Below are 24302 nucleotides of genomic sequence, written 5' to 3'. Positions count from 1 at the left end.
CGACATGGCTACACCATTGCAGCGGGTGATGTTTCACGTGAAACGGGGATGGTCGAGCCGCCACGGTCCAGGGCGTAGCCGCGGTTGGTCTCGGTCTGCTGCCGGTAGGCCTCGGGGAGGTCGGGCAGGGCGAGCAGTCGGTCACAGGCGCGCAGTGAGGCGTCCATGTCGCCCACCCAGTAGGCGTTGATGGAGTGCTCGAACAGCAGCCCCCACCGGTAGACCCACGGGTTGAGGAAGAGCAGGTCCGCCGGGGCGGGCCGGTCCAGGACGGCCGACGTGACCGCGTGCGCGGCGTGGTACCGGCCCAGCAGGCGCAGCCGTGAGGCGAGTTCGTAGCAGGCCTCCAGACGCGCGGGCCGTGACTCCCAGGCGCGCGTGAGGGCGTCCATCGCGGCCGGCCAGTCGCCCGCATCGGCGTTCAGCACACCGGCCTGGAGGAGCGCGTAGTAGACCTCCTCCTCCCAGCCGCCCATGGCCGCGCGGTGCTCGTAGAGCCGGATCGCCTCCGCGGTGTTCCCCATGTCCCGCATGGTCTGCGCGAGGTAGAAGACCGTTCGGGTGTTCGTGGCGTCCCGTTCGAATTCTGCGCCGAGCAGGCGGGCGTCGCGTTCGAACTTGTCGTGCCGGGAGCCGCCGTCGGCGTGGTCCTCGATGACGAGTGCATCGAGGTTCTCCTGTTTGCCGGGGCGCTGGTCGTACTCGTCGGGGCGGTCGCAGGTCAGGTACTCGTGCGTGACGCCCTCGTACCGCCAGGGGAGGTCGCCACGGACCAGGCGCTTGATCCGGTACTCGGTCTCGCCCTCGTGCCGCAGCATGTACGACTGCGCGGTGAGCGGCGGCAGTGGGCCGGTGCGGCGCAGAACCAGGTCGGCGTCGAGGAGGAGCAGGTAGTCGGCTTTGCCGCGGGCGTGCGCGATGTTGAGGCTGCGGTTGTGGCCGAAGTCCTTCCAGGGCTCCTCGTGGAGTTCGCCGGGGATGCCCCGCAGGGCGTTGTGGATCAGCTGTTGGGTGCCGTCGGTGGATCCGGTGTCGGAGATGACCCAGGTGTCGATGAGGTCCCGTACCGAGTCCAGGCAGCGCTCGATGACGGCGGACTCGTTCTTCACGATCATGCAGAGGCAAATGGTCGGCTTCACGGCGGCCGACCCTAGGGAGGGGGTCGCTCCGCTCTCGTGCGGCACGCCGGTTCGCGGCCCCGAGCGGCTGTCGACGGCACGGCCATTTGGCTCTCCGGGCTGGTCCGTTCGTCTGACCATCCGGCGAGCCGGACCGGCGCGAGGGGAACTGCTCTTCAGGATGGCTGCTCGCGGGGTCCGTGCATGTGTACGGGCTTCGGGAAACCATTCGATCCCGTGTGCACGAGGAGCGGTACATGAGTTCTGAGGACAGGTCCAGATCTTCCTTGGGGCCGCTGCCCCGCCGGGCGGGCTGGCTGGTCGGGGGCACGTTCGCCTCCGTGGCGCTGGTGCTGGCCGGCATGGCGGCTCCGGCGGCCGTGGGCGCGCCGCAGTCCGGAGGGTCCGTGGTGGTTCCGGACAGCGGCGACCACTGTGCGAGCACCGCGAACAAGGCGATGGACCCGGCGCAGCCGGCGGGCAGCGACAAGTGCAAGGGCGAGAGGGGCCCGACCGGTCCGAGGGGCCCGAAGGGGAAGACGGGACCCACCGGTCCGAAGGGGAAGACGGGCAAGACGGGCCCGACCGGTCCGACGGGCGCCACCGGCCTGACCGGAGCGACAGGTGCCAGCGGCGTCGGCGTGACCGGGCCGACCGGCCCTACGGGCCCCACCGGTCCGCAGGGTGCCAGTGGCCGGTGCTCCGACGTCGACGCCTACCGGCCCGACGCCAACAGCGAGGTGAAGGCAGTCCTCTCGAACACCACCACCTACGCGGGAATCCGCGACCTGACCCCGCGCCCGACGCCGTGGATCTGGTACGACCTGACCGACGGAGGGGAGGGCTACCCGCCGGACCCCTGTGCCGTATCGATCTCCTCGCAGGCCAACATCGTCAACATCGAGGTGCTGACCGTAACGGGCGAAATCTGGGAAACCCTCTGCCGGATCAACTCGGGCACGCCGGACACCCTCACCTGCACCGAGGACTGGACGCCGGCGAACCCCCAGCCGGGCAGCGACACCAACCTGGCCCGGTTCACCCACAGGGCACTGTCCCAGGAAGACATGAACCTCAGACCCGAAGAGACCAAGTAGCGCGCGGAGCCGACAGCAGCAGCCGACGTCAGTGCGGTTCGGTCCTCGGGCCGCCGAAGTCGGGGCTGGTGAAGTCCGGAGGCGTGTAGCCGGGCCGGGTTCCCTGTGACGGGAACCCGGGACTGGTGAAGTCGGGCCGGGTGTATCCCAGGTTGGGGATGCGCCCGGTCTTCGGCGTCTGCGGGGCGGGGTGCGCGGGCTCAGCAGCCGGGCTTGCCAGGGCATCGCGCAGGAACGGCACGATGCCCCGCTCCAGCAGGGCGTTCCGCCACGCCTCACGAGCGAGCGTGACCTCGTCCGGCGCGGCCTCGGTCTCGTCCCCGGCCACCACCTCGGTCGCCCGGTTGCGCACGGCCGTCACCAGCAGGGCGATCACCGCGCCGAACAGGGTGACGGCGGTCAGGGCCCCGAAAAGCCAGCCCGCCGTCAGCATCGTGTCGGCGAAGGAGGGTTCGGGCTCGACGGCCTTGAGGACATAGCCCACCAGCAGGAAGATCACCATGGCGGTGGCCGCCAGGACCGGGGCCAGGACCGCGACCATGGCGGTGATGCCCGCCCCGTCGCTCTCCTCCCGTCCGCCGCCCCGGTAGTCCGCCCTGGGGGTGGAGCGGATCTCCTCGCGCTGCGCGCCGCGCACCTTCACGTAATGGTCGTACTCGGCCGCGGCCGCGGCGGCCAGCAGGGCGCTGGCCCCGAGGGCCATGGCGCGCAGTTGTTCGGCGTTCAGCCGCTCGCCGAGCCCGTCGAGTCCGGGCCGTTCGTGTGCGGTGCGCAGCGCCTCGTCGAGGAGCCGATCGAACTCCGGCCGGTCTTCGGTCAGCAGGTGCGGAGCGCTGTTCATGTGCATCCCCCAATGCTCCGTGGGGGCTGGTTTGCCCGCGTAGACCCGGGCGCCGGCACAAACGGAGGAGAGCCTGCTACGGATAGAGCGATGGTAGAGGGCTCATGCCGCGCCGTGACAGGGGCTTTCCCGAAATACCCCCCTTCTGACAAGCCTCAGTCGTTCAGCGGGAGTTGCACGACCAGCAGCTTGCCCGCCATCGTCACACCGCCGTCCATCGCGATGGCGAGGCCGCTCGCGTACACATGGGGCCCGTCGACGAGTTCCGGTCCGCCGGTGCCGTCGCCGTCCTCGGTGCCCACCTCACCGAGCAGGTACGGGATCGGGCTGTGGCCGTGGACGACGCGGCTGCCGCCGTAGGTGTCGAGGAGCTCGCGCACGGCCTGCGGGCCGGTCTCCTCGTCGCGGAAGGCGAACCGCTTGGTGAACTTGCGGAACAGGTCCCAGGTGATGTCCGCGTCGTTGCGGTTGAGCAGCTCGTGGATGGTGTCGTTGACGTCCTCGATGGAGTCACCGTAGTCGAGGTACGCGGTGGTGTCGGAGTGCAGCAGCAGGTGCCCGTCCACCAGCACGGCCGCGTCCAGGCGCGACATCCACTGCAGGTGTACGTCCTCCAGCCGCTCCATGTCGGTGCGCTGGCCGCCGTTGAGCAGCCAGGCCGCCTGGAAGGTGGCGGTGCCGGCGCCCGACTGGACGGGGGTGTCGCCGAACCGCTTGGCGCCGATGAGCAGCAGCTCGTGGTTGCCCATGAGGGCCTTGCAGTAGCCGCCGGCGGCGGCCGCCTCGGCGGACAGCCGCATGACGAGGTCGATCACGCCGATGCCGTCGGGGCCGCGGTCGGTGAAGTCGCCGAGGAACCAGATGCGGGCGTTCCCCGCCGACCAGCGCAGGTCGGCGTCGATGATGCCCTGGGTCTGGAGCTCGGCGACCAGCTCGTCGAGGTAGCCGTGTACGTCTCCGACGACGTAGAGCGGGCCCGGGCCGCTCGGCACCTGCTGGGGTACGTAGTGCACCTGGACGGTGTCGCCCGGACCGCCGAGGCCGCCGCGGCCGATGATCGGGAGATCGCGCTGCGTGGGGGTGTAGCCGTCCATGCCGTCGTCCGCGGGCGGCACGCCGCCGGCGGGCTGCGGGGGGACGGACGGGACCGGCGGCGCGGGCGGGACCGGGGGTACCGTTCCGGGCACGGGCGGGACCGGCCCGGGGGGCGGCGGGACCGCTCCGGGGGCGGGCGCGGGCTCGCCGTAGTACGCGGGGTACTCGCCGTAGACCGGGGCCTCTTCGGGAAGTCGCGTGGGCACGCCGTACGGATGGGGCTCGGTGACCGGCACCCGGAAGTCCCGCAGCGTCTCCGTCCGCATCGCGGGTCCCTGACCGGCCCCCTGAGTCATCGACCCCTCCACCACCGTCGCGCTGCCGTACACCTGCGGATCCTCGCGCCCTCCGGGTCGGAGGATCCGTGATGTCGTGCGCCCATCATAGGAATGCGGCTCGCGCTGTGTGACGCACCAGGGGTGGTGAATCCTGTGCGGAACCAATCGTTCCTGCCGCTTTATCCCGAAATCTGCTGTGCCGAACTGTCCGGCGGGACCGTCGGCCCCGCCGGCACGGCGGTGCAGCGGGTCATTCCTGCGCCGGTGACCGGGGCGGACTGACCGTCGTACGGGGCCTCCTGCGCTGTGAGGAGGTGCGGACGATCAGCTCGGTCGGGACGACCTGTTCGACGGTGCGCCCGGTGTCGACCCCTTCGATGGCGTCGATCAGCAGCTGCACGACGGCGGTGCCGATGCGGCGCGGCTTGAGGGAGAGCGTGGTGATCGGCGGCTCGGTGTTGGCGTACACGGTGGACTCACTGCAGCAGACGAGCAGCAGGTCCTCCGGCACGCGCAGGCCGTAGCGGCGGGCCGCGGCGAGCAGATCGGTGCCGTTCGGGTCGAACAGCCCGTAGACGGCGTCCGGGCGGTCGGGCCGGGCGAGCAGGCGGTCCGCGGCGACGGCTCCCGCGCACGGGTCGTGGGCCGGGTAGGACTCGTAGACGGGGTCCTGGCCGACGCGCTTGCACCAGTTGAGGTAGGCAGTGGTGGACAGGTGGGTGTACGTGTCCGTGGTCGTCCCGGTCAGCAGCCCGATGCGGCGGGCTCCGGCGGCGGCGAGGTGGTCCAGCAGGTTGAGCACGGCTGCCTCGTGGTCGTTGTCGACCCAGGCGGTGACCGGGAGGGAGCCGGCGGGGCGTCCGTCGGAGACTACGGGCAGGCCCTGGCGGACCAGCTCGGTGACGACGGGGTCGTGGTCGGAGGGGTCGATCACGACGGTGCCGTCGAGGGCGACGTTGGACCAGACGTCGTGCCGGGAGGTGGCCGGGAGGATGACGAGGGCGTAGCCCCGGGCGAGCGCGGCCGAGGTGGCGGCTCTGGCCATCTCGGCGAAGTACGCGAACTCCGTGAAGGTGAAAGGTTCATCCCCGTACGTGGTGACGGTCAGGCCGATGAGGCCCGATTTGCCGGTACGGAGGGTGCGGGCCGCGGCGGAGGGGCGGTACCCCAGTCGGTCGGCTACCTCGCGGACGTGGCGGCGGGTGGCATCGGGCAGCCGTCCCTTGCCATTGAGCGCGTCGGAGACTGTCGTGATCGAGACGCCCGCCGCGGCGGCCACGTCCCTGATGCCGGCCCGGCCCTGTCGGCCGGCGGCCCGCCGGGTGGTCTCGGTCCGGCTCACCTGATGCTTCCCTGCTGCTGTCATGGCGAGCCGATAGTAGGGCTCGGTGGGGAGGGCGGTACGGGTGCATATGCACGCGTTGACAGGGACGTTTCTGCATGGCTCGCCACCTCAATGACCTTGGAAACGAAGGTATTTGAAGGTCAGGGGTGAATGGGCCCTTTGCCGTCGGGTACGGGCATGCCAAAACGGCACGGCCCTGGGGCGTTCCCAACTCACCTGTACGAGGGATGCGCGCCACGGCGCGGGCCACCGGCGCACGCATATATGCGCGCGCTCCCCCGCAATCCAGGCGCTGCCATTTTCGCCGGAGCGGAATCCTCTTAAGGTGAGCAGTATTGAGTCGACGGCGACGTCCGACGGGATGGTCTAGGAGGACCTGCGGTGAGCGAGATGACCCCTAAGCTGCGCGCCGAGCTGGACGGCATCCCCGTCTACAAGCCGGGCAAACCCGCCGCCGCGGGCGGTTCCGTCGCGTACAAGCTGTCCTCGAACGAGAACCCGTACCCGCCCCTGCCCGGAGTGCTCGAGAGCGCGGTGGCGGCTGCCGGCCAGTTCAACCGCTACCCGGACCTGGCCTGCACCAGCCTGGTGAACGAGCTCGCGGAGCGGTACGGCGTCCCGGCCGACCACATCGCCACCGGCACGGGCTCGGTGGGCGTGGCCCAGCAGCTGGTCCAGTCGACGGCCAGCGCCGGCGACGAGGTGATCTACGCCTGGCGCTCCTTCGAGGCCTACCCGATCATCACGCAGATTTCGGGTGCGAAGTCCGTGCAGGTCCCGCTGGCCCCTGGCGATGTGCACGACCTCGAGGCGATGTACGACGCGATCACCGACCGGACCCGTCTGATCTTCGTTTGCAACCCCAACAACCCCACCGGTACCGCGGTGCGCCGTGCCGAGCTGGAGCGCTTCCTGGAGCGCGTGCCCTCGGACATCCTGGTGGTCCTCGACGAGGCGTACCGCGAGTTCGTCCGCGACCCCGACGTGCCGGACGGCATCGAGCTCTACCGCGACCGCCCGAACGTCTGCGTGCTGCGCACCTTTTCCAAGGCCTACGGCCTGGCCGGCCTGCGCATCGGCTTTGCGGTGGCACACGAGCCGGTCGCCGCTGCGTTGCGCAAGACGGCCGTGCCCTTCGGTGTCAGCCAGCTGGCCCAGGACGCGGCGGTCGCCTCGCTGCGGGCCGAGGACGAGCTGATGGGCCGCGTCGGCTCGCTGGTCGCCGAGCGCACCCGGGTCCACGAGGGGCTGCTCGGCCAGGGTTGGACGGTCGTGCCGGACACGCAGGCGAACTTCGTGTGGATGCGGCTGGGCGAGCGCACCCTCGAGTTCGCCGCGGCCTGCGAGAAGGCCGGTGTGGTGGTCCGGCCCTTCCCGGGCGAGGGCCTGCGCATCACGATCGGTGAGTGCGAGGCGAACGACATCTTCCTGCACACGGCGGAGGCGTTCTTCAAGGAGATGTAGAACGGGGTGGGGGTGTGGCGCTCGTGAGCGCTATGCCCGTTCCACCCGGATCGGGTCGCCGTCGCGGACGGTGGCCAGCAGGCGGGGGTCGCCGTCGAAGGAGCCGAGGACGTTGCACGGGCTCGCCAGGCGGCTCTCGCCTCCGCGTGAGATGGGCGTCGGGCCGTAGGGGAGCGCGAGGGCGTCGCCCTCGGTCCAGAACGCGACGGTGCCCGGTTCGACGACCTGCTGTGCGTCGGGCTCCGGGGCCACGGACACGCCGGTGTCGAAGTAGACCTCCTCGCCCCAGGTGTGGGCGGAGGCGGAGATGGGGAGGGCCTCGGCCAGCGCCATGCTGGTCGGGGTCTCCTCGAGGGTCGCGGTCAGGTGGCCCGCGGGCCAGGAGATGCGAATCTTCATGGGCGTCATTCAACAATTTGTTGAAAGTGTTGGCTAGGGGGGCCCCGACTGAAAGTCGCCGGAGGTCGTGCGACATAATGCTTGTGAATGTGAACGCGTTCACAAGCGCGCCCTGTTTCCTCCCGTGATGGGGGGAATGCGGGGGCTGACTTCGGCCATGACCACGGCGACCCGAAGGAGATGACGACGTGGACGTAGCTTTGGCGCCGGAAACACTGGCGCGCTGGCAGTTCGGCATCACGACCGTCTACCACTTCCTCTTCGTCCCCCTCACGATCTCCCTCGCCGCACTGGTTGCGATCTTGCAGACCGCATGGGTGCGCACCGAAAAGGAGAAGTACCTCAAGGCCACGAAGTTCTGGGGCAAGCTCTTCTCGATCAATATCGCGATGGGTGTCGTCACCGGCATCGTCCAGGAGTTCCAGTTCGGCATGAACTGGTCCGACTACTCGCGGTTCGTCGGTGACGTCTTCGGTGCCCCGCTGGCCTTCGAGGCGCTCATCGCCTTCTTCTTCGAGTCGACCTTCATCGGGCTGTGGATCTTCGGCTGGGACAAGCTGCCGAAGAAGATCCACCTCGCCTGCATATGGATGGTGTCCCTCGGCACCGTGCTGTCCGCGTACTTCATCCTCGCGGCGAACTCGTGGATGCAGCACCCCGTGGGCTACCGCATCAACAAGGACTCCGGTCGCGCCGAGCTGACCGACTTCTGGCTCGTCCTGACGCAGAACACCACCCTGGCGCAGGTCTTCCACACCCTGAGCGCGGCACTCCTGACAGGCGGGGCCTTCATGGTGGGCATCGCCGCCTACCACCTGCTGCGCAAGAAGCACATCCCGGTGATGCGCACCTCGCTGCGGCTCGGGCTGGTCGCGGTCGTCATCGGCGGTGCGCTCGTCGCGGTCAGCGGCGACACCCTCGCCAAGGTCATGTTCAAGCAGCAGCCGATGAAGATGGCCGCTGCCGAGGCCCTGTGGGACGGCGAGGAGAGCGCCCCGTTCTCCGTCTTCGCCTACGGCGACGTCGACAAGGGCCACAACAAGGTCGCGATCGAGGTGCCAGGCCTGCTGTCCTTCCTGGCCGACAACGACTTCGACTCGTTCGTGCCCGGCATCAACGACGTCAACAAGTCCGAGCAGGAGAAGTACGGCCCCGGCGATTACCGGCCCAACATCCCCGTCGCGTACTGGGGCTTCCGCTGGATGATCGGCTTCGGCATGGCCTCGCTCGGCATCGGTGCCGTCGGCCTGTGGCTGACCCGCAGGAAGTTCCTGTTGCCGCCGAACCTGCGGACCAGTGAGGACGAACGGCCGCACCTCGTGCTGTTCAACAAGGCCCTCAGCCCGCGACTGACCCGGCTGTACTGGCTGGCCGCCGTCTGGACGCTCGGCTTCCCGCTGATCGCCAACTCCTGGGGCTGGATCTTCACAGAGATGGGCCGCCAGCCGTGGGTCGTCTACGGAGTCCTGCGGACCAGGGACGCCGTCTCCCCGGGGGTCTCCCAGGCCGAGGTCCTCACCTCGATGCTCGTCTTCACCGCCCTGTACGCCGTACTCGCCGTGATCGAGGTCAAGCTGCTGGTCAAGTACGTCAAGGCCGGCCCGCCCGAGCTCACCGAAGCCGACCTCAACCCGCCGACCAAGGTCGGCGGCCACGACTCCTCCGACCGGCCGATGGCCTTCTCGTACTGAGGCTGAGGGGACCCCATCATGCAACTCCACGACGTCTGGTTCGTGCTCATCGCCGTCCTGTGGACCGGCTACTTCTTCCTGGAGGGCTTCGACTTCGGGGTCGGCGTCCTCACCAAGCTGCTCGCCCGCGACCGCAAGGAGAAGCGGGTCCTGATCAACACGATCGGGCCGGTGTGGGACGGCAACGAGGTCTGGCTGCTCACCGCGGGCGGCGCGACCTTCGCCGCCTTCCCCGAGTGGTACGCCACCCTGTTCTCCGGCTTCTACCTGCCGCTGCTGGTCATCCTGGTCTGCCTGATCATTCGCGGTGTCGCCTTCGAGTACCGGCACAAGCGGGACGAGGACCGGTGGCAGACCAACTGGGAGCACGCGATCTTCTGGACCTCGCTGATCCCCGCGTTCCTGTGGGGCGTGGCGTTCGCCAACATCGCCCGGGGCGTGAAGATCGACCAGAACAAGGAATACGTCGGAACCCTCTTCGACCTGCTCAACGTCCACGCGATCCTCGGCGGCCTCGTCACCCTCACCCTGTTCACCTTCCACGGCGCGGTATTCACCGCCCTCAAGACGGTCGGTGAGATCCGGGACCGCGCACGGGCGCTGGCAACCCGGCTGGGTGTGGTCACCGCGGTAGTCGCCCTGGTGTTCCTGGGATGGACCCAGCTCTTGCGTGGCGACAGCTGGAGCCTGGCCGCGCTGATCGTCGCGGTGGCGGCACTGGGCGGCGCGCTCGGCTGCAACCTCGCGGGCCGCGAGGGCTGGTCGTTCGCCCTCTCCGGGGTCACCATCGCGGCCACCGTCGCGATGCTGTTCCTCACGCTGTTCCCGAACGTCATGCCGTCCTCGCTGAACGACGCCTGGAGCCTCACGGTCACCAACGCGTCGTCCAGCCCGTACACCCTGAAGATCATGACCTGGCTGGCGGCCGTGGCCACCCCGGTGGTCCTGCTCTACCAGGGCTGGACGTACTGGGTGTTCCGCAAGCGGATCGGCACGCAGCACATCGCCGACACGCACTGACCCTGTCCGCTGACGCGCCCTGACCCTGTCTGGGGGATGTTTCACGTGAAACCGATCGACCCGCGCCTGCTTCGGTACGCCCGTTCCACCCGCCTCTTCCTGATGGCGGTAGTGGCCCTCGGATGTGCCGGGGCGGGGCTGGTCATCGGTCAGGCGGTGCTCATCGCCGAGATCGTGGTCGGCGCCTTCGAGGAGGGCCTGGACGCCGGGCAGCTGCGTACGCCGCTGCTGCTCCTGGTGGCCGTGGCGGTGGGTCGCGGCCTGCTCGCGTGGCTCACCGAGCTCGCTGCCCACCGGGCGGCCGCGTCGGTCAAGTCGGAACTGCGGGCCCGGCTGCTGGACCGGGCCACCGAGCTCGGGCCGGGCTGGCTGAGCGGGCAGCGGACCGGGTCGCTGGTGACGCTGGCCACCCGGGGCGTGGACGCCCTCGACGACTACTTCGCCCGCTACCTGCCCCAGTTGGGGCTGGCCGTGGCCGTTCCGCTCGCGGTCCTCGCCCGGATCGTCACCGAGGACTGGGTGTCGGCGGCCATCATCGTGGTCACGCTGCCGCTCATTCCCCTGTTCATGGTGCTGATCGGCATGGCCACCCAGTCGCGGATGAACCGCCAGTGGCGGCTGCTGTCCCGGCTGTCGGGGCACTTCCTCGACGTCGTGGCCGGCCTGCCGACGCTGAAGGTCTTCGGCCGGGCCAAGGCGCAGGCCGAGTCCATCCGCAGGATCACCGAGGACTACCGGAGGGCGACGATGCGCACCCTGCGCATCGCGTTCCTGTCGTCCTTCGCGCTGGAACTGCTCGCGACGCTGTCGGTGGCGCTGGTCGCCGTGACCATCGGCATGCGGCTGGTCCACGGAGAACTGGACCTCTACACCGGCCTGGTCGTCCTGATCCTGGCGCCCGAGGCATACCTCCCGTTGCGGCAGGTCGGGGCCCAGTACCACGCGGCCGCGGAGGGGCTGGCAGCGGCGGAGGAAGTCTTCGAGGTCCTTCACACCCCGGCCGCGGCGGGCGGCACCGCCGGTGTCGGCGTGCCCGGTGCGTGGCCCGCCGGACTGCGGATCGAGGTCGACGGGGTGTCCGTACGGCACCCCGGGCGGGGCGAGGACTCGCCGGGTCCGGTCTCGTTCACCGTCGGTCCCGGCGAATGCGTGGCCCTCACCGGCCCCAGCGGGGCCGGCAAGTCCACCCTGCTCCACGTGCTGCTGGGGTTCACGGCACCGACCGCGGGCCGGGTGCGGATCGGCGGCGCGGACCTGGCCGGGCTCGCGCCGGAGCAGTGGCGGGAACGGATCGCCTGGGTGCCGCAGCGGCCGCACCTGTTCGCGGGCACCCTCGCCGAGAACGTGCGCCTGGCCCGCCCGGACGCCTCCGACGAAGCCGTGGCCGCGGCCCTGGACGACGCAGGGGCGGGTGATTTCGTGGCCGCACTGCCGCGTGGCATCGAGACGGCGCTCGGTGAGGGTGGTGCCGGGCTGTCCGCCGGGCAGCGCCAGCGGATCGCGCTGGCACGCGCCTTCCTGGCGGACCGGCCCGTGCTGCTGCTGGACGAGCCGACGGCGGCGCTGGACGGAGAGACCGAGGCCGCTGTGGTCGACGCCGTGCGCCGCCTCGCGGTGGGGCGGACCGTGCTGCTGGTCGTGCACCGGCCGGCGCTCCTCGCCCTCGCGGACCGGGTCGTGGAAGTCGGCGCCGGACCCGTGGGCGCACCCGCGGCCACGGCACACCCGGTTCCGGCGGCCCGGCTGGCAGAAGGCCGGGTGTCGGCGGTCCGGGTGTCCGAATCTCGGACTCCGGAGTCGGCCGCCACCGCCCCGCGGAGCACGCCGGCCGGGACCGGCTGGGGCGTATCCGCCGGGCGGGATCCGCTGCGCCGGGTCAGAGGCGTGGCCAAGGCCTGGCAGGGCCGGTTCCGGCTCGGACTGCTGCTGGGGGCGCTGGCCGTCGGGTGCAGCGTGGGACTGTTGGCCGTCTCCGGATGGCTGATCTCCCGGGCATCCCAGCAGCCCCCCGTGCTCTACCTGATGGTGGCCGTCACGGCCACCCGCACGTTCGGGATCGGGCGGGCCGTGTTCCGGTACGCGGAGCGGCTGGTGTCGCACGATGCCGTCCTGCGGATGCTGTCCGACCTCCGGGTGTCCGTCTTCCGCCGGCTGGAGCGCATCGCGCCCGCCGGACTGCCCGCGCAGCGGCGGGGTGACCTGCTGGCCCGCCTGGTGGCGGACGCCGACGCCCTACAGGACTACTGGCTGCGCTGGCTGCTGCCGGTCGGCACCGCCGTCCTCGTCGGCGGTGGGTCGGTCGCGTTCACCGCCTGGCTACTGCCCGAGGCCGGGGCCGCCCTTGCCGTCGGGCTGCTGGCCGCCGGGATCGGGGTGCCGCTGGTCAGCGGGGCCTGTTCCCGCCGCGCGGAGCGCCGGCTGGCACCCGCCCGCGGCGAACTCGCCACCCGTACGGCCGACCTGCTGACCGGGACCGCCGAACTGACCGTCGCCGGTGCGCTCGCACGGCGCAAGGGCGCCGTGCTGGAGGGCGACCGGACGCTGACCGCCATCGCCGCACGGGGCGCCGTCGCCACCGGACTCGGCAGCGGGCTGTCGGCCCTGGTGTGCGGGCTGACCGTGGTGGCCGCTGCGGCCTTCGCCGCCGGGGCGGTGCAGGACGGGCGGCTCACCGGGGTGGCCATGGCCGTGGCCGTACTGACCCCGCTGGCAGCCTTCGAAGCGGTGACCGGGCTGCCGCAGGCCGTGCAGTTCCGGCAGCGGGTGCGGCGCAGTGCCGAGCGGGTCTACGAGGTCATCGACGCCCCGGCTCCGGTGGCCGAGCCGGAGCAGCCCGCGCCGGTGCCCGCATCGCCGTTCCCGCTGCGCCTGACAGGGCTCGCCGCGCGACACCCCGGTCAGGCGGGCGACGCCCTGCACGGCCTCGACCTCACCCTCGAGGCCGGGCGGCGCATCGCCGTGGTCGGGGTCTCCGGCGCGGGCAAATCCACCCTGGCCCAGGTCCTGCTCCGCTTCTTGGACCCGCGCGCGGGCTCGTACACCCTGGCCGGGTCCGACGCGCGTCTGCTCGACGGCGACGAGGTCCGCCGGATCGTCGGCCTGTGCGCCCAGGACGCCCACATCTTCGACAGTTCGGTGCGGGAGAACCTGAGGCTGGCCCGCCCCGCGGCGGGCGAGGAGGAGCTGCGCGGGGCCCTGGCCGCGGCCCGGCTGCTGGAGTGGGCAGACGGGCTGCCGGACGGCTTCGACACCCTGGTCGGGGAACACGGTGAGCGGATTTCCGGTGGGCAGCGCCAGCGCCTGGCCCTGGCCCGCGCCCTGCTCGCCGACTTCCCCGTTCTCGTCCTGGACGAGCCCGCCGAGCACCTGGACCTCGCGACCGCCGACGCCCTGACCGCGGACCTGCTGGCCGCGACCGAGGGCCGCACCACCGTGCTGATCACGCACCGGCTGGCCGGACTGGAAGCGGTCGACGAGGTCCTCGTCCTGGACGGCGGAGCCGTCGTCCAGCGCGGCGCCTTCGCCGAGCTTGCCGCGGTCGAGGGCCCGCTGCGCCGCATGATGGAGCGGGAGGCGGCGGCCGACGGCGCCCTGGCCGACTTTCCCTGATAAAACGGACTAACTAGGCTCACGAGCATGTCGCTGCAGCAGTCGCCGGAAGCGCCGGATCCGGCCCCCCGGCCTTCGGACCCGCGGGTGGCCGCCACGCTGGCCACTCGAAGTCTCCAGGGCCTGTCCACCGAGCTCACCGCTCGGGTGCCGCAGCTGCTGGAGGCCATGCGATCGGTCGGCACCGGCCTAGAGCTGCATTCCACGCTCGACCGGATCTGCGAGACCGCCGCCGAGCTCGCGGATGCCCGGTACGCGGCGATCGGTGTCGTGGACACCGAGGGCCGCGGCCTGTCGGACTTCGTCACCTTCGGCATCACCCCCGAGGTGGCGGAGCGGATCGGTCACCGGCCGGACGGTCAACGGGGCCTGCTCGGAGCGCTGATCGCGCACGCCGGCACCGTACGGCTCGCCGATCTGACGAAGGACCCCCGATCGGCGGGCTTCCCGCCGCACCACCCCCCGATGAAGACCTTCCTCGGTGTCCCCATCCGCGTGCAGGGGGAGATCTTCGGCAATCTGTACCTCGCCGAGAAGAACGGCGGCGGCGAATTCAGCGACTACGACGTCCACATGGTCCGGGTGCTGGCCACCGAGGCGGGCATCGCCATCGGCAACGCCCGGCTGTACGAGGCCGCCACCCAGCGGGAGCGGTGGATCGACGGCTCGGTGGCCGTCACCACAGCCCTGCTGTCGGGCGGGGATGCGGACGACGCCCTCTCCGTGGTGGCCGAGCAGGCCCGCCGGCTCGCCGACTCCTCCGCCGGCATCGTGCTGCTCCCGACCGAGGACGGCGGGATGGAGATCGTCGCCGTCTCCGCCGACGCCCCGGCCACCTCGCTCGGCCTGGTCGTCCCTGCCGGAAGCCCGGTCGTGGCCAGGCTGCTGCGGGGAGAACCGGTCTTCGTGGACGACGCCGCGACCGATCCCCGGACGGCCGGTCCGCTGACCCGCCGGTACGGGCCCTGCATGATGCTGCCCCTGCAGAGCGGCGGGCGGGTGCTGGGCGCCCTGGTCACCCCGCGGGCCCGCGGCAAGCGGCCGTTCAGCGAGGCCGAGCGGACCTTGGCCACGCAGTTCGCCTCCCAGGCGGCGCTCGCGTTGATGATGGCCGAAGCGCAGCGCGACCGGGAGCGGCTCGCGGTGTTCGAGGACCGCGACCGGATCGCCCGGGACCTCCACGACCTGGTGATCCAGCGGCTGTTCGCCACGGGGATGATGCTGGAGAGCGCGCAGCGGCGTTCCGACGTTCCCGAGGTGCGCGATGGGGTCGGCAAGGCCGTGGACGAGCTCGACGTGACGATCCAGGAAATCCGCACCGCGATCTTCGCCCTCCAGCAGGGACCGGCGGAGGCGCCCTCGGGGCTGCGTACCCGTGTGCTGCGGGAGATCAACATGGCGGCCGTACCGCTCGGCTTCAAGCCCGCGCACCGGTTCCTCGGCCCTCTCGACACGGTCGTGGGCGAGCTGGTGGGCAAGAACCTGATCGCCGCGCTGCGCGAGGCCCTCTCCAATGCGTTCCGGCATGCAGCGGCGTCCCGGATCGAGGTGGTGGTGGACGCCACCGCCACACTGCCCGACGGGCGGCCCGGGGTGCGGTTGGAGGTCGCCGACGACGGGATCGGCATCAGCGAGAACGGGCGCCGCAGCGGGCTGCGTAACCTACGGCGGCGGGCCGAGTCGCTGGGCGGGTCGAGCTCGTACGGCCCCGGGATCGCTGAGTACGGCGGCGGGACCACCCTCGTGTGGGAGGCCCCGCTGTCTGGCTCCGACGCCTAGAGCTGCTGCTGCGGTACGCCGAGGCGGGCCAGGATCTGCTCGACGACGACGGCGACCCCGTCCTCGTTGTTGGCGACCGTGCGTCCCGAGGCAGCCGCGATCACGTCCGGATGCGCGTTGCCCATGGCGTACGAGGTGCCCGCCCAGCTGAGCATCTCCACGTCGTTGGGCATGTCGCCGAAGGCGACCACCTCGGACGCCGAGATGCCGCGTTCCTCGCAGCACAGCGCCAGGGTGCTGGCCTTGGAGACGCCCAGGCCGCTGATCTCCAGCAGGGCGGTCGGGCTGGACCGCGTGATCGAGGCGTGGTCGCCCGCCGCGGCGCGCGCGAGAGCCAGGAACTCGTCGGGAGCCAGCTCGGCGTGGTGCGCCAGCAGCTTCAGGACCGGCGTGGAGGCGTCGTCCGCCTCCACGCGCAGCAACTTCTCCGCGGTGGCGACTTGGGCGCCCGGGTCCTGGAAGAAGGGCGGGTACAGCGGCTCGTAGTTGATGCCCGACGTTGTCTCCACCGCGAAGGTCGTGCCGGGGACGGCGAGGCGCAGGGTGTCCACCACTGTCAGCGCCGTCGCCCGGGGCAGCGCCCGGACCTGGACGAACTCCCGGCCGGCGTGGAGGTCGACGACCGCGGCGCCGTTCGCGCAGATCGCCAGGCCGTGGCCGTGTACGTGATCGCTGACCACGTCCATCCAGCGGGCCGGCCGGCCAGTGACGAAGAAGACCTCGATCCCGGCCGCTTCGGCGGCGGCTAGTGCGGCCACCGTGCGCGGCGAGACGGATTTGTCGTCGCGCAGCAGGGTGCCGTCGAGATCGGTGGCGATGAGCCGGGGAGTCGGGGTTGGCCCGTCCGGGCGCTGGGGAGCCGAGGTCACCGCTCCATCTTCACCCATGCTTCTGCCGGGGGAGGACCCGGACCCGGTGGGGCCGATGACCCGATGGCGATGTTTCACGTGAAACATCGGCCCTGCTGTGTTTCACGTGAAACCTGGGCAGGGTCGTAGGCTCGAACGCATGAGTTTGCGTCTGAGCACTGTGATTCTCCCGGTACGACCGTGGCGTGAGGGCGGCCGCGACCAGTGGGTGCGAGCCGAGGAGCTGGGCTTCCACACCGCCTACAGCTACGACCACCTGTCCTGGCGGTCCTTCCGGGACCTCCCGTGGTTTGGCGCGATTCCCACTCTGACGGCGGCGGCCGCAGCCACCGAGCGGATGCGCTTGGGCACCCTCGTCACCTCGCCCAACTTCCGGCACCCGGTGACCCTGGCCAAGGAGCTCATGACGCTGGACGACGTCTCCGGCGGGCGGATCACCCTGGGCATCGGGGCGGGCGGCAACGGTTTCGACGCGACCGCCCTCGGACAGGAGCCCTGGACCCCGCGCGAGCGCGCCGACCGCTTCGCCGAGTTCGTTCCGTTGCTGGACCGGCTGCTGACCGAGCCCGCGGTGAGCGCGCGCGGCGCCTTCTACTCCGCGAAGGAGGCCCGCAACGTCCCCGGCTGCGTGCAGCGGCCCCGCCTCCCGTTCGCAGTCGCGGCGACCGGACCGCGCGGACTGAAGCTCGCTGCGGCACACGGCCAGGCCTGGGTGACCACCGGCGACCCGAAGCTGTACGAGGAAGGCACCGCCGAGCAATCGCTGGAGGCGCTGCGCGGACAGCTGACCCGGTTGGAGAAGGCCTTCGCGGAGATCGGCCGCGACATCGAGCCGATGGAGAAGGTCCTGCTGACCGGCTTCACCCCGGAGCGCAACACTCTGCTGTCGTCCGTGGACGCGTTCGTCGACTTCGCGGGGCGACACCAGGAGCTCGGCTTCACCGAGCTGGTGATCCATGCCCCGATCCCGGACTCCGACTTCGCCGCCGATCAGGGTGTGTTCGAGCAGATCGCCACGGAGGGGCTGGCCCAGCTGGCCGTCTGACCGGACGAGAGGCTGACTGGCCGACCGGCGGGGCACCGTATACCCCCGGCCGGGTGCCCCCGCTGCGACGGGAGCACCGGCCGGGCGCTGTGTTCAGGAGGCTGCCAGCCGTTCGAGCGTGTACTCGGCACGCTCGAGCAGACCCTCAGGCGTGCCCCCGGGCAGCCCGCGCAGCTCGTCCACCAGAGCCGACATCCGGGCGACCCCCTCCTTGGTGCGCCCCAGCTCCTGGTCGGTCCAGGCGGCGTACTGCACGCACTGCAACCGGTCGTCGAGATGGTCCGGGCCCAGCTCCGCGTAGACGGCGGCGGCCCGCTCGCACAGGTCGACCTCTTCCAGCCGCAGAGCCCGGAGCTCCGCTCCGTCCAGCCGCTCGGCGGGCCGCGCGTCCTCGTCCTCCCCGGACTCGTCGTCGACCTCCTCGGCGGCGGTCACCTGCCGGTCGAGCACTTGCGCCAGCTGGTGCCAGGTCTGGGCGAGCTCGGCCCGCAGCCGGGGATCCCCCGGGTCGGCGGCGGCCGTCAGCACGCCTGCCGCCTCGTCCATCAGGAACCGCGCCCGCGCCACGCTCGCCCCGAAGGTTCCCTCGCGCAGGGCCAGCCAGGCCAGGGAGCGCAGGATCCGCACCTCCGCGACCGGCGCGCCGCCATGCGCCCGGTACAGCTCCAGAGCCCGCTCGTAAGCGGCGACCGCCTCCTCGGGCAGATGCGCCGCGGAGAGCTGGTCCGCCGCCGAGTGCGCCAGGTCCGCCTGCGGCTGGGGGTCGTTCCAGTCCTTGGCCACCTCCGCCGCCAGCAGGAACTGCTCCGCCGCGGCCCGCGGCTCGTTCAGTTGCCGCAGCAGGTCGCCCAGGAACTGCCGTGCGGACACGGCCTCGAGGGCACCGTGCTCCAGCAGGTCGGGCAGCGCGGACTGCAGCACCTCTGCCGCATCGGAGAAGTGGTCGTCCCGTGCGTACGCCCGGGCCAGGAGGAGCCGTGCCTGTGCCCCGTTGAGGGAGGTCAGTCCGGCCTGGTCGAACCAGTGCGCCGCCGTCAGCGCGTGCTCGGCCGCCTCGGCCGCTGCGTCGGCCCGCCACATCAGGATGTCCGCCAGGGTGAGCCGCACGGTCCCCTGGGTCTCGGCGGTGGTGATCTCCACGGCGTACTCCACCGCGCAGCGGGCCGCCTCCTCGGCCTCCTCGGGTTGCCCGAGCGACATCAGTAGCCCAGCCCGCATGACCAGCGGGTCCACGGCCTGCCACGGCCGGCCCGCCTCGGCCGCGCGCCGCGCGGAGGAGCTCAGAAGCGCCGCGGCTCGTTGCGGATCGCCCTGGGACAGGGCGATCCGGCCGAGCAGTTCCTCGGCGTCGGCGGCCAGATCGGGCAGCGTCTGCGCGTGGGCCTCGGCGAAGGCGGCCAGCTCCCGCTGCCCGTGGTCGTGCTCCCGGTCGTGGCCGTGCGGGGGAGCGTCCGCGTGCTCGTGGTCGGCCTCCCGCGCGCGCAGGTGTGGCTCGATGCGGATCGCGGCCAGTTCCGCCGAGGCGATCCGGCGTGCGCGCAGCGGCTCGCCCGGGTCGAGCGCCTCGGCGGCCCGCGCCGCCGCGGCCAGTAGCTCCCGGACCCGGTCGGGTTCGGCCCCGCCTTGGCCGGCCACGCTCGCCAGTCGCAGCTCCGCCAGCGCGGCCCGCTGGGCTTGTCCGAGATCCCGGTAGCGGTCGCGGACCGCTGCCAACAGTTCCGCCGCTACCGGGGTGCCGGCACGTGCGGCGGCCAGTGCCCTGCTATCGGCCACATCGGCGGCGACCAGCGGATCCACGTCCTCCTCCGGGAGGGCGCCCATCCGAACGGCCACTTCCGCCCAGAGCCCGTCCGCAGCCGGACGCCCTTGGTCACGCGCCTGTCGCGCCTGCTCCACCAGATCGGCGAAGGCGGTCCCCGGGGCCGTCGCCGGCCCGGCCGCCGCCGTCGGAACCGCGGCGACGGGCACCGCTGCGGCCGGGGTGCCCGCGGCCTGCGGCAGCGGGGCGCTGCGGACCCCCAGTGGCAGGAGGTCGACCAGCGGCTGCGCTCCGATCCGGGCGAGGAATCGGTCCGAGACCCGGGTGGTGCCGTTGCGGGCGTCGAAGCGGCGGGCGATGGCGAGCGAGCCCGCGTACATCAGCTCGTGCAGCTCGGAGACCGTGCGCGGGACTCCCTCGTAGGAGGCCGCCGGGCTGTCGCCGTGCCCGAGCTCCTTCAGGCGGCGCAGCAGGACGAGGATGCCGCCGTGGAAGGCCAGCTGGTCGTCGACGTTGGCGAGCGGGCCCAGGTGAGCGGCGTGCTCGGCGAGGATCTCCAGACCTCGCGACTCGTTGCCGCTCAGCGCGCAGAACTCGATGTGCTTGGCGATGGACGGCAGCAGGCTCTCGCTGCCCCGGGCCAGGCGGTATCCGCGCAGGTGGTGGGAGCGGGCTTCGTCCAGGCGGCCGAGGCGCAGCAGCGGCAGCAGCGAGCCGGCCAGCACCCGGTGGGGTTCCTCGGCACAGGTCCGCTCACCCTCCAGCACGGGCCGCCAGAGCTCCAGGGCCTGTGCGTCGTCGCCCCGCAGGGCGGCGTAGTTGCCCTGGCTGTTGAGCTCGCAGGCGTGGCAGTCGCTCATGCTGTCGCGGTCCGCCGCCAACCAGGCCCGGTGGGCCCGGTCCGCCCGCTCGTCGTCCCCGGTGGTGTGGGCGAGCCACATCTCGGCCTTGCGCACCGGCCTCTCGCTGTAGCCGGCGATCCGGTAGCGGCGCTCCATCTCCGCCAGCCAGCGCCGGGCGGATTCCAGCGGGATCTCCGGCGAGTCGGAGATGGCCGAGGCCACCCACTTGAACTGCCAGAACAGGGAGTGGGCGTCCCACTTGGCGAACGAGCCGGGGTCCTTGTCGTACTCCTGGATCAGCCGGGCGAAGGGCACCAGCATCTTGGAGGACTCGGAGCTCCAGAGGTAGGCGCGGATCAGGTTGTCCAGCGCGTCGCGGAACAGGGCCGTGTCGCCGAGCGCCTCCGCCGCGCCGACCAGTGCTTCGGCGTGGGCGTTGCGGGCGGTCCCGTTCGGGGCGTTGCGGTTCTCCGCCAGCCCCCGCTGGATCTCCTCGTGCGTCGTCATCGTCACTGCTGGCCCTTCTGGGCGTCGGCGGAATGGGTCGCCCATTCCAGGAGCCCGAGGAAGGCCCGGTTGAGCAGGGTGGAGTCGGCCGGGCGCAGCGGCCGCTGGGACATCAGCAGCGCCTGCCCGTACAGCGACTCGACGGCCGTTCCGGCCAGTGCCCCGTCGGGCAGGGCCGCGATCCGGCGGATGAGGGGGTTGTGGTGGTTGAGCACCAGGCGGGCGCGCGGCGCGGAGCCGCGCAGGGCGCCGAGGATGCCCGTCCACAGGGAGTCGGCGCTGTCCAGGGCGGCGCTGCGGTCGCGCTCCTGGCGGGCTTGCCGGTCGTCGAGGTAGAGCGCCGGGACGGAGACGGGCTGGAAGGCGCGCAGCACCACGTCGCAGCCCTGCGGCTCCAGGCGGGTTCGGGCGGTGGACAGGAAGGACGCGAGGGCCAGTTCGGCGGCGGTCGGGACCGGGTCGAGCCGCTCGGTGACGGCTCCGGCGTCCAGCTCGGTCACCTTCAGGTCCGGCCGTACGGTGGGCAGCAGGGCGAGCAGGTCGGCGTCGTAGGTGTAGCCGGCGTTGATGACGCCGAGGCCGTGGGCCGCCGCGATCGGGGCGATCTGCCGGAACTCTTCGACGGTGCGGGTGAAGTGGATCTCGGTGTGGACCGCTGCGAACTCCTGGAGGCTCATCGAGCCGTCGCTGGTCTCGAACGGCAGCCAGGGCAACATGAGGCCGAGCAGTTCGGCGTCGTGCCGGGCCAGCGACTTCACGCCGAGGTGGTGGACGTTCAGGAACGCCGCCAGCCGCTCCGGTTCGCTGGCGGCGAGCTCTGCCAGCCAGGCGCGGATCCGGGCGCCGAGGGCTTCCCGGACGGCGGACAGGGTCTCGTCGTCGTAGAGGTTCTCTCGCGAGGCGGTGGGCCGCAGCGTGTCGGTGTCCAGGACGGCGCGGACGAAGAACGCCCAGTCCGGCAGCAGGTTGTCAGCCCGGTCGGTGAGCAGCATGCCCTTGAGGTGGACCCGGTGTCCGGCCCGGTGGGCGGGGCTGGTCGGCTCGGGCAGGACGTAGGCGACGCCGCGGACTCCGGCGACGGGCAGGTCGAGGTCGATGGAGTCGAGCGGGGTGAAGCCGAAGAGCTGCGCGCAGTGCCCGGCGAGCGCGACGCGGCGGGCGGTGGGCGTGGGGAAGGCGCGGTCCCAGACCGCCGGTCGGTCGGTGACGGGGCGCGAGTCGCCGGCTTCGCCGTCGTCGAAGGCGATGTCGTACGGGAGGAGGGAGCCGTAGTCGCGCGCCAGCTGCTCGACCTTGGCGGGGACCATCCACTCCTCGGCCCCCGGGCGGGCCTGGAGGACGACGGTGGTGCCGGGTTCCGGGCGGGCTTCGTCGGGCAGTTCGCGGACGGTGTACGAACCGTCGTCGGTCGCCAGCCATTCGACCGGCGCGGCCTGCGGGTCGCGCGCGGAGCGGGTGACGACGCGGATCTGGCGGGCGACGACGAAGCAGGCGAGCAGGCCGATGCCGAACTGGCCGAGGAACTCCCGGCGGGTGGTCTCCAGGCCGTGCTCGCCGCCGCGCTTGGAGCTGCGGCCGATGGTGGCGAGGAGCGAGTGGGCCTCGGCGGCGGTCAGGCCGATGCCGCTGTCCTCGATGGTGACCCGGTCCGCGGACGCCGACAGGCGGATGCGGATCTCCGCCTCCGGATCGAGGGCGTGGCGGGCGGTGACCGCGTCCACCGCGTTCTGCAGGAGCTCGCGGACGTAGACGCGCGGGCTCGAGTAGAGGTGGTGGGAGAGCAGGTCGACCAGACCGCGCAGGTCCACCTGGAAGTTGGCGGCCGACGGCCCGTCGATACGGGCGTCGGGTCCGGAAGCGGAAGCGGAAGGGGATGCGGACGTCATGGAGTGTCACCTCGCGTGCATAGGGGGAGGGTTCGGCGATCGCGAGGTGCCCCCCCTCACAGATCCCGGAGTGAGGAACAGATTAGGGCGACCATCTGACAATCTCTTGGGAAATTCGGACGCTTACGGCAGGCGCAGGAACTGTGGGGGGACGGCGTCCACCAGCCACACCCCATTGGCGCTGATCCGGAAGACGTGCCCGGCGGCGTGCATCGCGCCCGCGTCCACACTGAGCACGATCGGCCGGCCGCGCCGCGCGCCGACGCGGGTCGCGGTCTCGCGGTCGGGGGACAGGTGGACGTGGTGGCGGGCCATGGGCCGCAGCCCCTCGGCGCGGATCGCGTTCAGCGCGGCGGCGACCGTGCCGTGGTAGAGGTACGCGGGCGGTTCGGCCTCCGGGAGATCGAGGTCGACGGGGACGGTGTGGCCCTGGTTGGCGCGGATGCGGGTGCCGTCGATGGCGAAGCGTTGCTTGTCGTTGGCGGCGACGACGTGGTCGAGCTCGGCGCGGGTGATGGGGAAGCCGTGGGTCGCTGCCGCGTGGAGGAGGGCGTCGATCTCCACCCAGCCGTGCGGATCGAGTACGAGTCCGATGCGTTCCGGCTGGTGCCGCAGGTGTTTCGAGACGTATTTGGACACCTTCACGGTGCGTCTGTCGTCCATGACCCCAGCTTGCCGGTCCGGCCGGGAGTGCCGCAGCGATTTTCCGCCATGCTGTCCGGCAGCGAGCACCCCTTATCATGCTTCCGAGATGCGGAATGCATCTTCCATTATTCAGTTCCAGGGGGAACCATGACGATCCGCGCTTCCCTGTCGCGCCGTGCGGTCGCAGAGCTCGTCGGCACCGCAGGCCTGCTGGTGGTGGTGATCGGTTCCGGTATCCAGGCCGTCGGCCTCAGTCGCGACATCGGTGTCGCCCTCGTCGCGAACTCGCTCGCGTCGGCCATCGGCCTCGGGCTGATCATCACCCTGTTCGGGCCGCTGTCCGGTGCCCACCTCAATCCCGTGGTCACCCTCACCTCCTGGTGGTCCCGCCGACGCGGGGGCGAGGGGCTGGCGGGGCGGGAGGCGCTCGTCTACACCGCGGCCCAGACCGCCGGGGCCGTCGCCGGGGCCCTCCTCGCCGACGCGATGTTCGGGCGTACCCCCGGCGTCTTCTCCACCCAGGTCCGCGGCGGAGGCCACCTGCTCATCGGGGAGATCGTCGCGACCGCCGGGCTCGTCCTCGTCATTCAGGGCCTGGAGCGCATCGGGCGCACGAAGCTCGTCCCGGCGGCCGTGGCGGCGTACATCGGGTGCGCGATCTGGTTCACCTCCTCGGGCTCCTTCGCGAACCCGGCCGGCACCGTCGGGCGCGCCTTCAGCGACTCCTTCGCGGGCATCGCCCCGCAGTCGCTGCCGGGCTTCATCGCGGCGCAGCTGGTCGGAGGGGTCGCGGGCCTGGCCCTCGCCGGTCTCCTCTACGGCGGCACGGGGCGGGGCACGGGGTGCGGAGCGGCCCAAGGCGCAGGCCGGAAGGCCGAGGGCGGCACCGGAGAAGCTCCCGCCGCCAGACCTGCGTACGAGGCCGTCAGTTGAGTCGTCCACAGGGTTTCCCACAGGAACCCCCGACTTGTCCACAGCCGGTTGGGTGGGATTTGACGGTAAACGAGTGATCC

The 24302-nt window shown here is 71.6% G+C and carries 17 protein-coding genes; 8 read left to right on the top strand and 9 right to left on the bottom strand.

The genetic code is table 11. The features are described 5' to 3' along the window. Positions 1 to 8: 8 nt before the first annotated feature. A complete protein-coding gene (locus tag ACFVGY_RS10850; protein ID WP_385674215.1) occupies positions 9 to 1139 on the bottom strand; it encodes a glycosyltransferase in 1131 nt (376 codons plus the stop codon). Between the two features lie 236 nt (positions 1140 to 1375). Here ACFVGY_RS10850 and ACFVGY_RS10845 point away from each other — a divergent pair, with 236 nt between their 5' ends. Next, positions 1376 to 2215, top strand: a complete 840-nt coding sequence (locus tag ACFVGY_RS10845) for a hypothetical protein (RefSeq protein ID WP_385674212.1) — start codon at positions 1376 to 1378, stop codon at positions 2213 to 2215. A gap of 28 nt (positions 2216 to 2243) precedes the next feature. On the opposite strand, the gene ACFVGY_RS10840 is transcribed toward ACFVGY_RS10845, so the two are convergent. The 3 genes from ACFVGY_RS10840 to ACFVGY_RS10830 form a co-directional block, all read right to left on the bottom strand. Then, positions 2244 to 3062 (bottom strand): hypothetical protein, encoded by an 819-nt coding sequence (locus ACFVGY_RS10840; RefSeq protein WP_385674209.1) that lies wholly within the window; start codon positions 3060 to 3062, stop codon positions 2244 to 2246. A 149-nt stretch (positions 3063 to 3211) separates the two neighbouring features. Next, positions 3212 to 4447 carry a metallophosphoesterase gene (locus ACFVGY_RS10835; RefSeq protein WP_385674526.1) on the bottom strand — a complete coding sequence of 412 codons (1236 nt, stop codon included), beginning with the start codon at positions 4445 to 4447 and terminating at the stop codon, positions 3212 to 3214. Between the two features lie 232 nt (positions 4448 to 4679). After that, a complete protein-coding gene (locus ACFVGY_RS10830; RefSeq protein WP_385674207.1) occupies positions 4680 to 5795 on the bottom strand; it encodes a LacI family DNA-binding transcriptional regulator in 1116 nt (371 codons plus the stop codon). A 360-nt stretch (positions 5796 to 6155) separates the two neighbouring features. Here ACFVGY_RS10830 and hisC point away from each other — a divergent pair, with 360 nt between their 5' ends. Continuing rightward, a complete protein-coding gene (gene hisC / locus ACFVGY_RS10825) occupies positions 6156 to 7238 on the top strand; it encodes a histidinol-phosphate transaminase (RefSeq protein ID WP_385674204.1) in 1083 nt (360 codons plus the stop codon). A 30-nt stretch (positions 7239 to 7268) separates the two neighbouring features. Here the strand turns inward: hisC and ACFVGY_RS10820 are convergent, their stop codons facing one another. Beyond that, entirely contained in the window at positions 7269 to 7637 is a 369-nt protein-coding gene (locus tag ACFVGY_RS10820) for a cyclophilin-like fold protein (protein WP_385674201.1), read from the bottom strand. A gap of 188 nt (positions 7638 to 7825) precedes the next feature. Here ACFVGY_RS10820 and ACFVGY_RS10815 point away from each other — a divergent pair, with 188 nt between their 5' ends. The 4 genes from ACFVGY_RS10815 to ACFVGY_RS10800 are packed head-to-tail and all read left to right on the top strand — an operon-like array spanning position 7826 to position 15736. Then, positions 7826 to 9328 carry a cytochrome ubiquinol oxidase subunit I gene (locus ACFVGY_RS10815; RefSeq protein ID WP_385674198.1) on the top strand — a complete coding sequence of 501 codons (1503 nt, stop codon included), beginning with the start codon at positions 7826 to 7828 and terminating at the stop codon, positions 9326 to 9328. 18 nt (positions 9329 to 9346) lie between these two features. Then, on the top strand, positions 9347 to 10348 hold the full coding sequence (gene cydB, locus ACFVGY_RS10810; RefSeq protein WP_385674195.1) for a cytochrome d ubiquinol oxidase subunit II: 1002 nt from the start codon (positions 9347 to 9349) through the stop codon (positions 10346 to 10348). Positions 10349 to 10393: 45 nt separating this feature from the next. Beyond that, positions 10394 to 13957, top strand: a complete 3564-nt coding sequence (gene cydD, locus ACFVGY_RS10805; RefSeq protein WP_385674192.1) for a thiol reductant ABC exporter subunit CydD — start codon at positions 10394 to 10396, stop codon at positions 13955 to 13957. 27 nt (positions 13958 to 13984) lie between these two features. Beyond that, complete coding sequence (locus tag ACFVGY_RS10800; protein WP_385674189.1) at positions 13985 to 15736, top strand: GAF domain-containing sensor histidine kinase; 1752 nt, start codon at positions 13985 to 13987, stop codon at positions 15734 to 15736. Here ACFVGY_RS10800 and ACFVGY_RS10795 read toward each other — a convergent pair. Continuing rightward, positions 15733 to 16623 carry a Cof-type HAD-IIB family hydrolase gene (locus ACFVGY_RS10795; RefSeq protein WP_385674187.1) on the bottom strand — a complete coding sequence of 297 codons (891 nt, stop codon included), beginning with the start codon at positions 16621 to 16623 and terminating at the stop codon, positions 15733 to 15735. The genes ACFVGY_RS10800 and ACFVGY_RS10795 overlap by 4 nt on opposite strands. 121 nt (positions 16624 to 16744) lie before the next feature. Here ACFVGY_RS10795 and ACFVGY_RS10790 point away from each other — a divergent pair, with 121 nt between their 5' ends. Beyond that, on the top strand, positions 16745 to 17650 hold the full coding sequence (locus tag ACFVGY_RS10790; protein WP_385674184.1) for an LLM class flavin-dependent oxidoreductase: 906 nt from the start codon (positions 16745 to 16747) through the stop codon (positions 17648 to 17650). 93 nt (positions 17651 to 17743) lie between these two features. Here ACFVGY_RS10790 and ACFVGY_RS10785 read toward each other — a convergent pair whose 3' ends face one another. The 3 genes from ACFVGY_RS10785 to ACFVGY_RS10775 form a co-directional block, all read right to left on the bottom strand. Continuing rightward, entirely contained in the window at positions 17744 to 20764 is a 3021-nt protein-coding gene (locus ACFVGY_RS10785; RefSeq protein ID WP_385674181.1) for a tetratricopeptide repeat protein, read from the bottom strand. After that, on the bottom strand, positions 20761 to 22644 hold the full coding sequence (locus ACFVGY_RS10780) for an HSP90 family protein (RefSeq protein ID WP_385674179.1): 1884 nt from the start codon (positions 22642 to 22644) through the stop codon (positions 20761 to 20763). The genes ACFVGY_RS10785 and ACFVGY_RS10780 overlap by 4 nt, the downstream gene beginning before the upstream one ends. 123 nt (positions 22645 to 22767) lie before the next feature. Continuing rightward, positions 22768 to 23307: an RNA 2'-phosphotransferase gene (locus tag ACFVGY_RS10775; protein ID WP_385674176.1), complete on the bottom strand. Its 540-nt coding sequence runs from the start codon at positions 23305 to 23307 to the stop codon at positions 22768 to 22770. 129 nt (positions 23308 to 23436) lie between these two features. Between ACFVGY_RS10775 and ACFVGY_RS10770 the strand changes: the two genes are divergently transcribed. Continuing rightward, entirely contained in the window at positions 23437 to 24222 is a 786-nt protein-coding gene (locus ACFVGY_RS10770) for an aquaporin (RefSeq protein WP_385674173.1), read from the top strand. Positions 24223 to 24302 lie beyond the last annotated feature (80 nt).

Source organism: Streptomyces sp. NPDC127106, assembly GCF_042677605.1.
In the GTDB taxonomy this organism is placed as follows: Bacteria; Actinomycetota; Actinomycetes; order Streptomycetales; family Streptomycetaceae; genus Streptomyces.
This window is presented reverse-complemented; position numbering and strand designations above follow the sequence as displayed.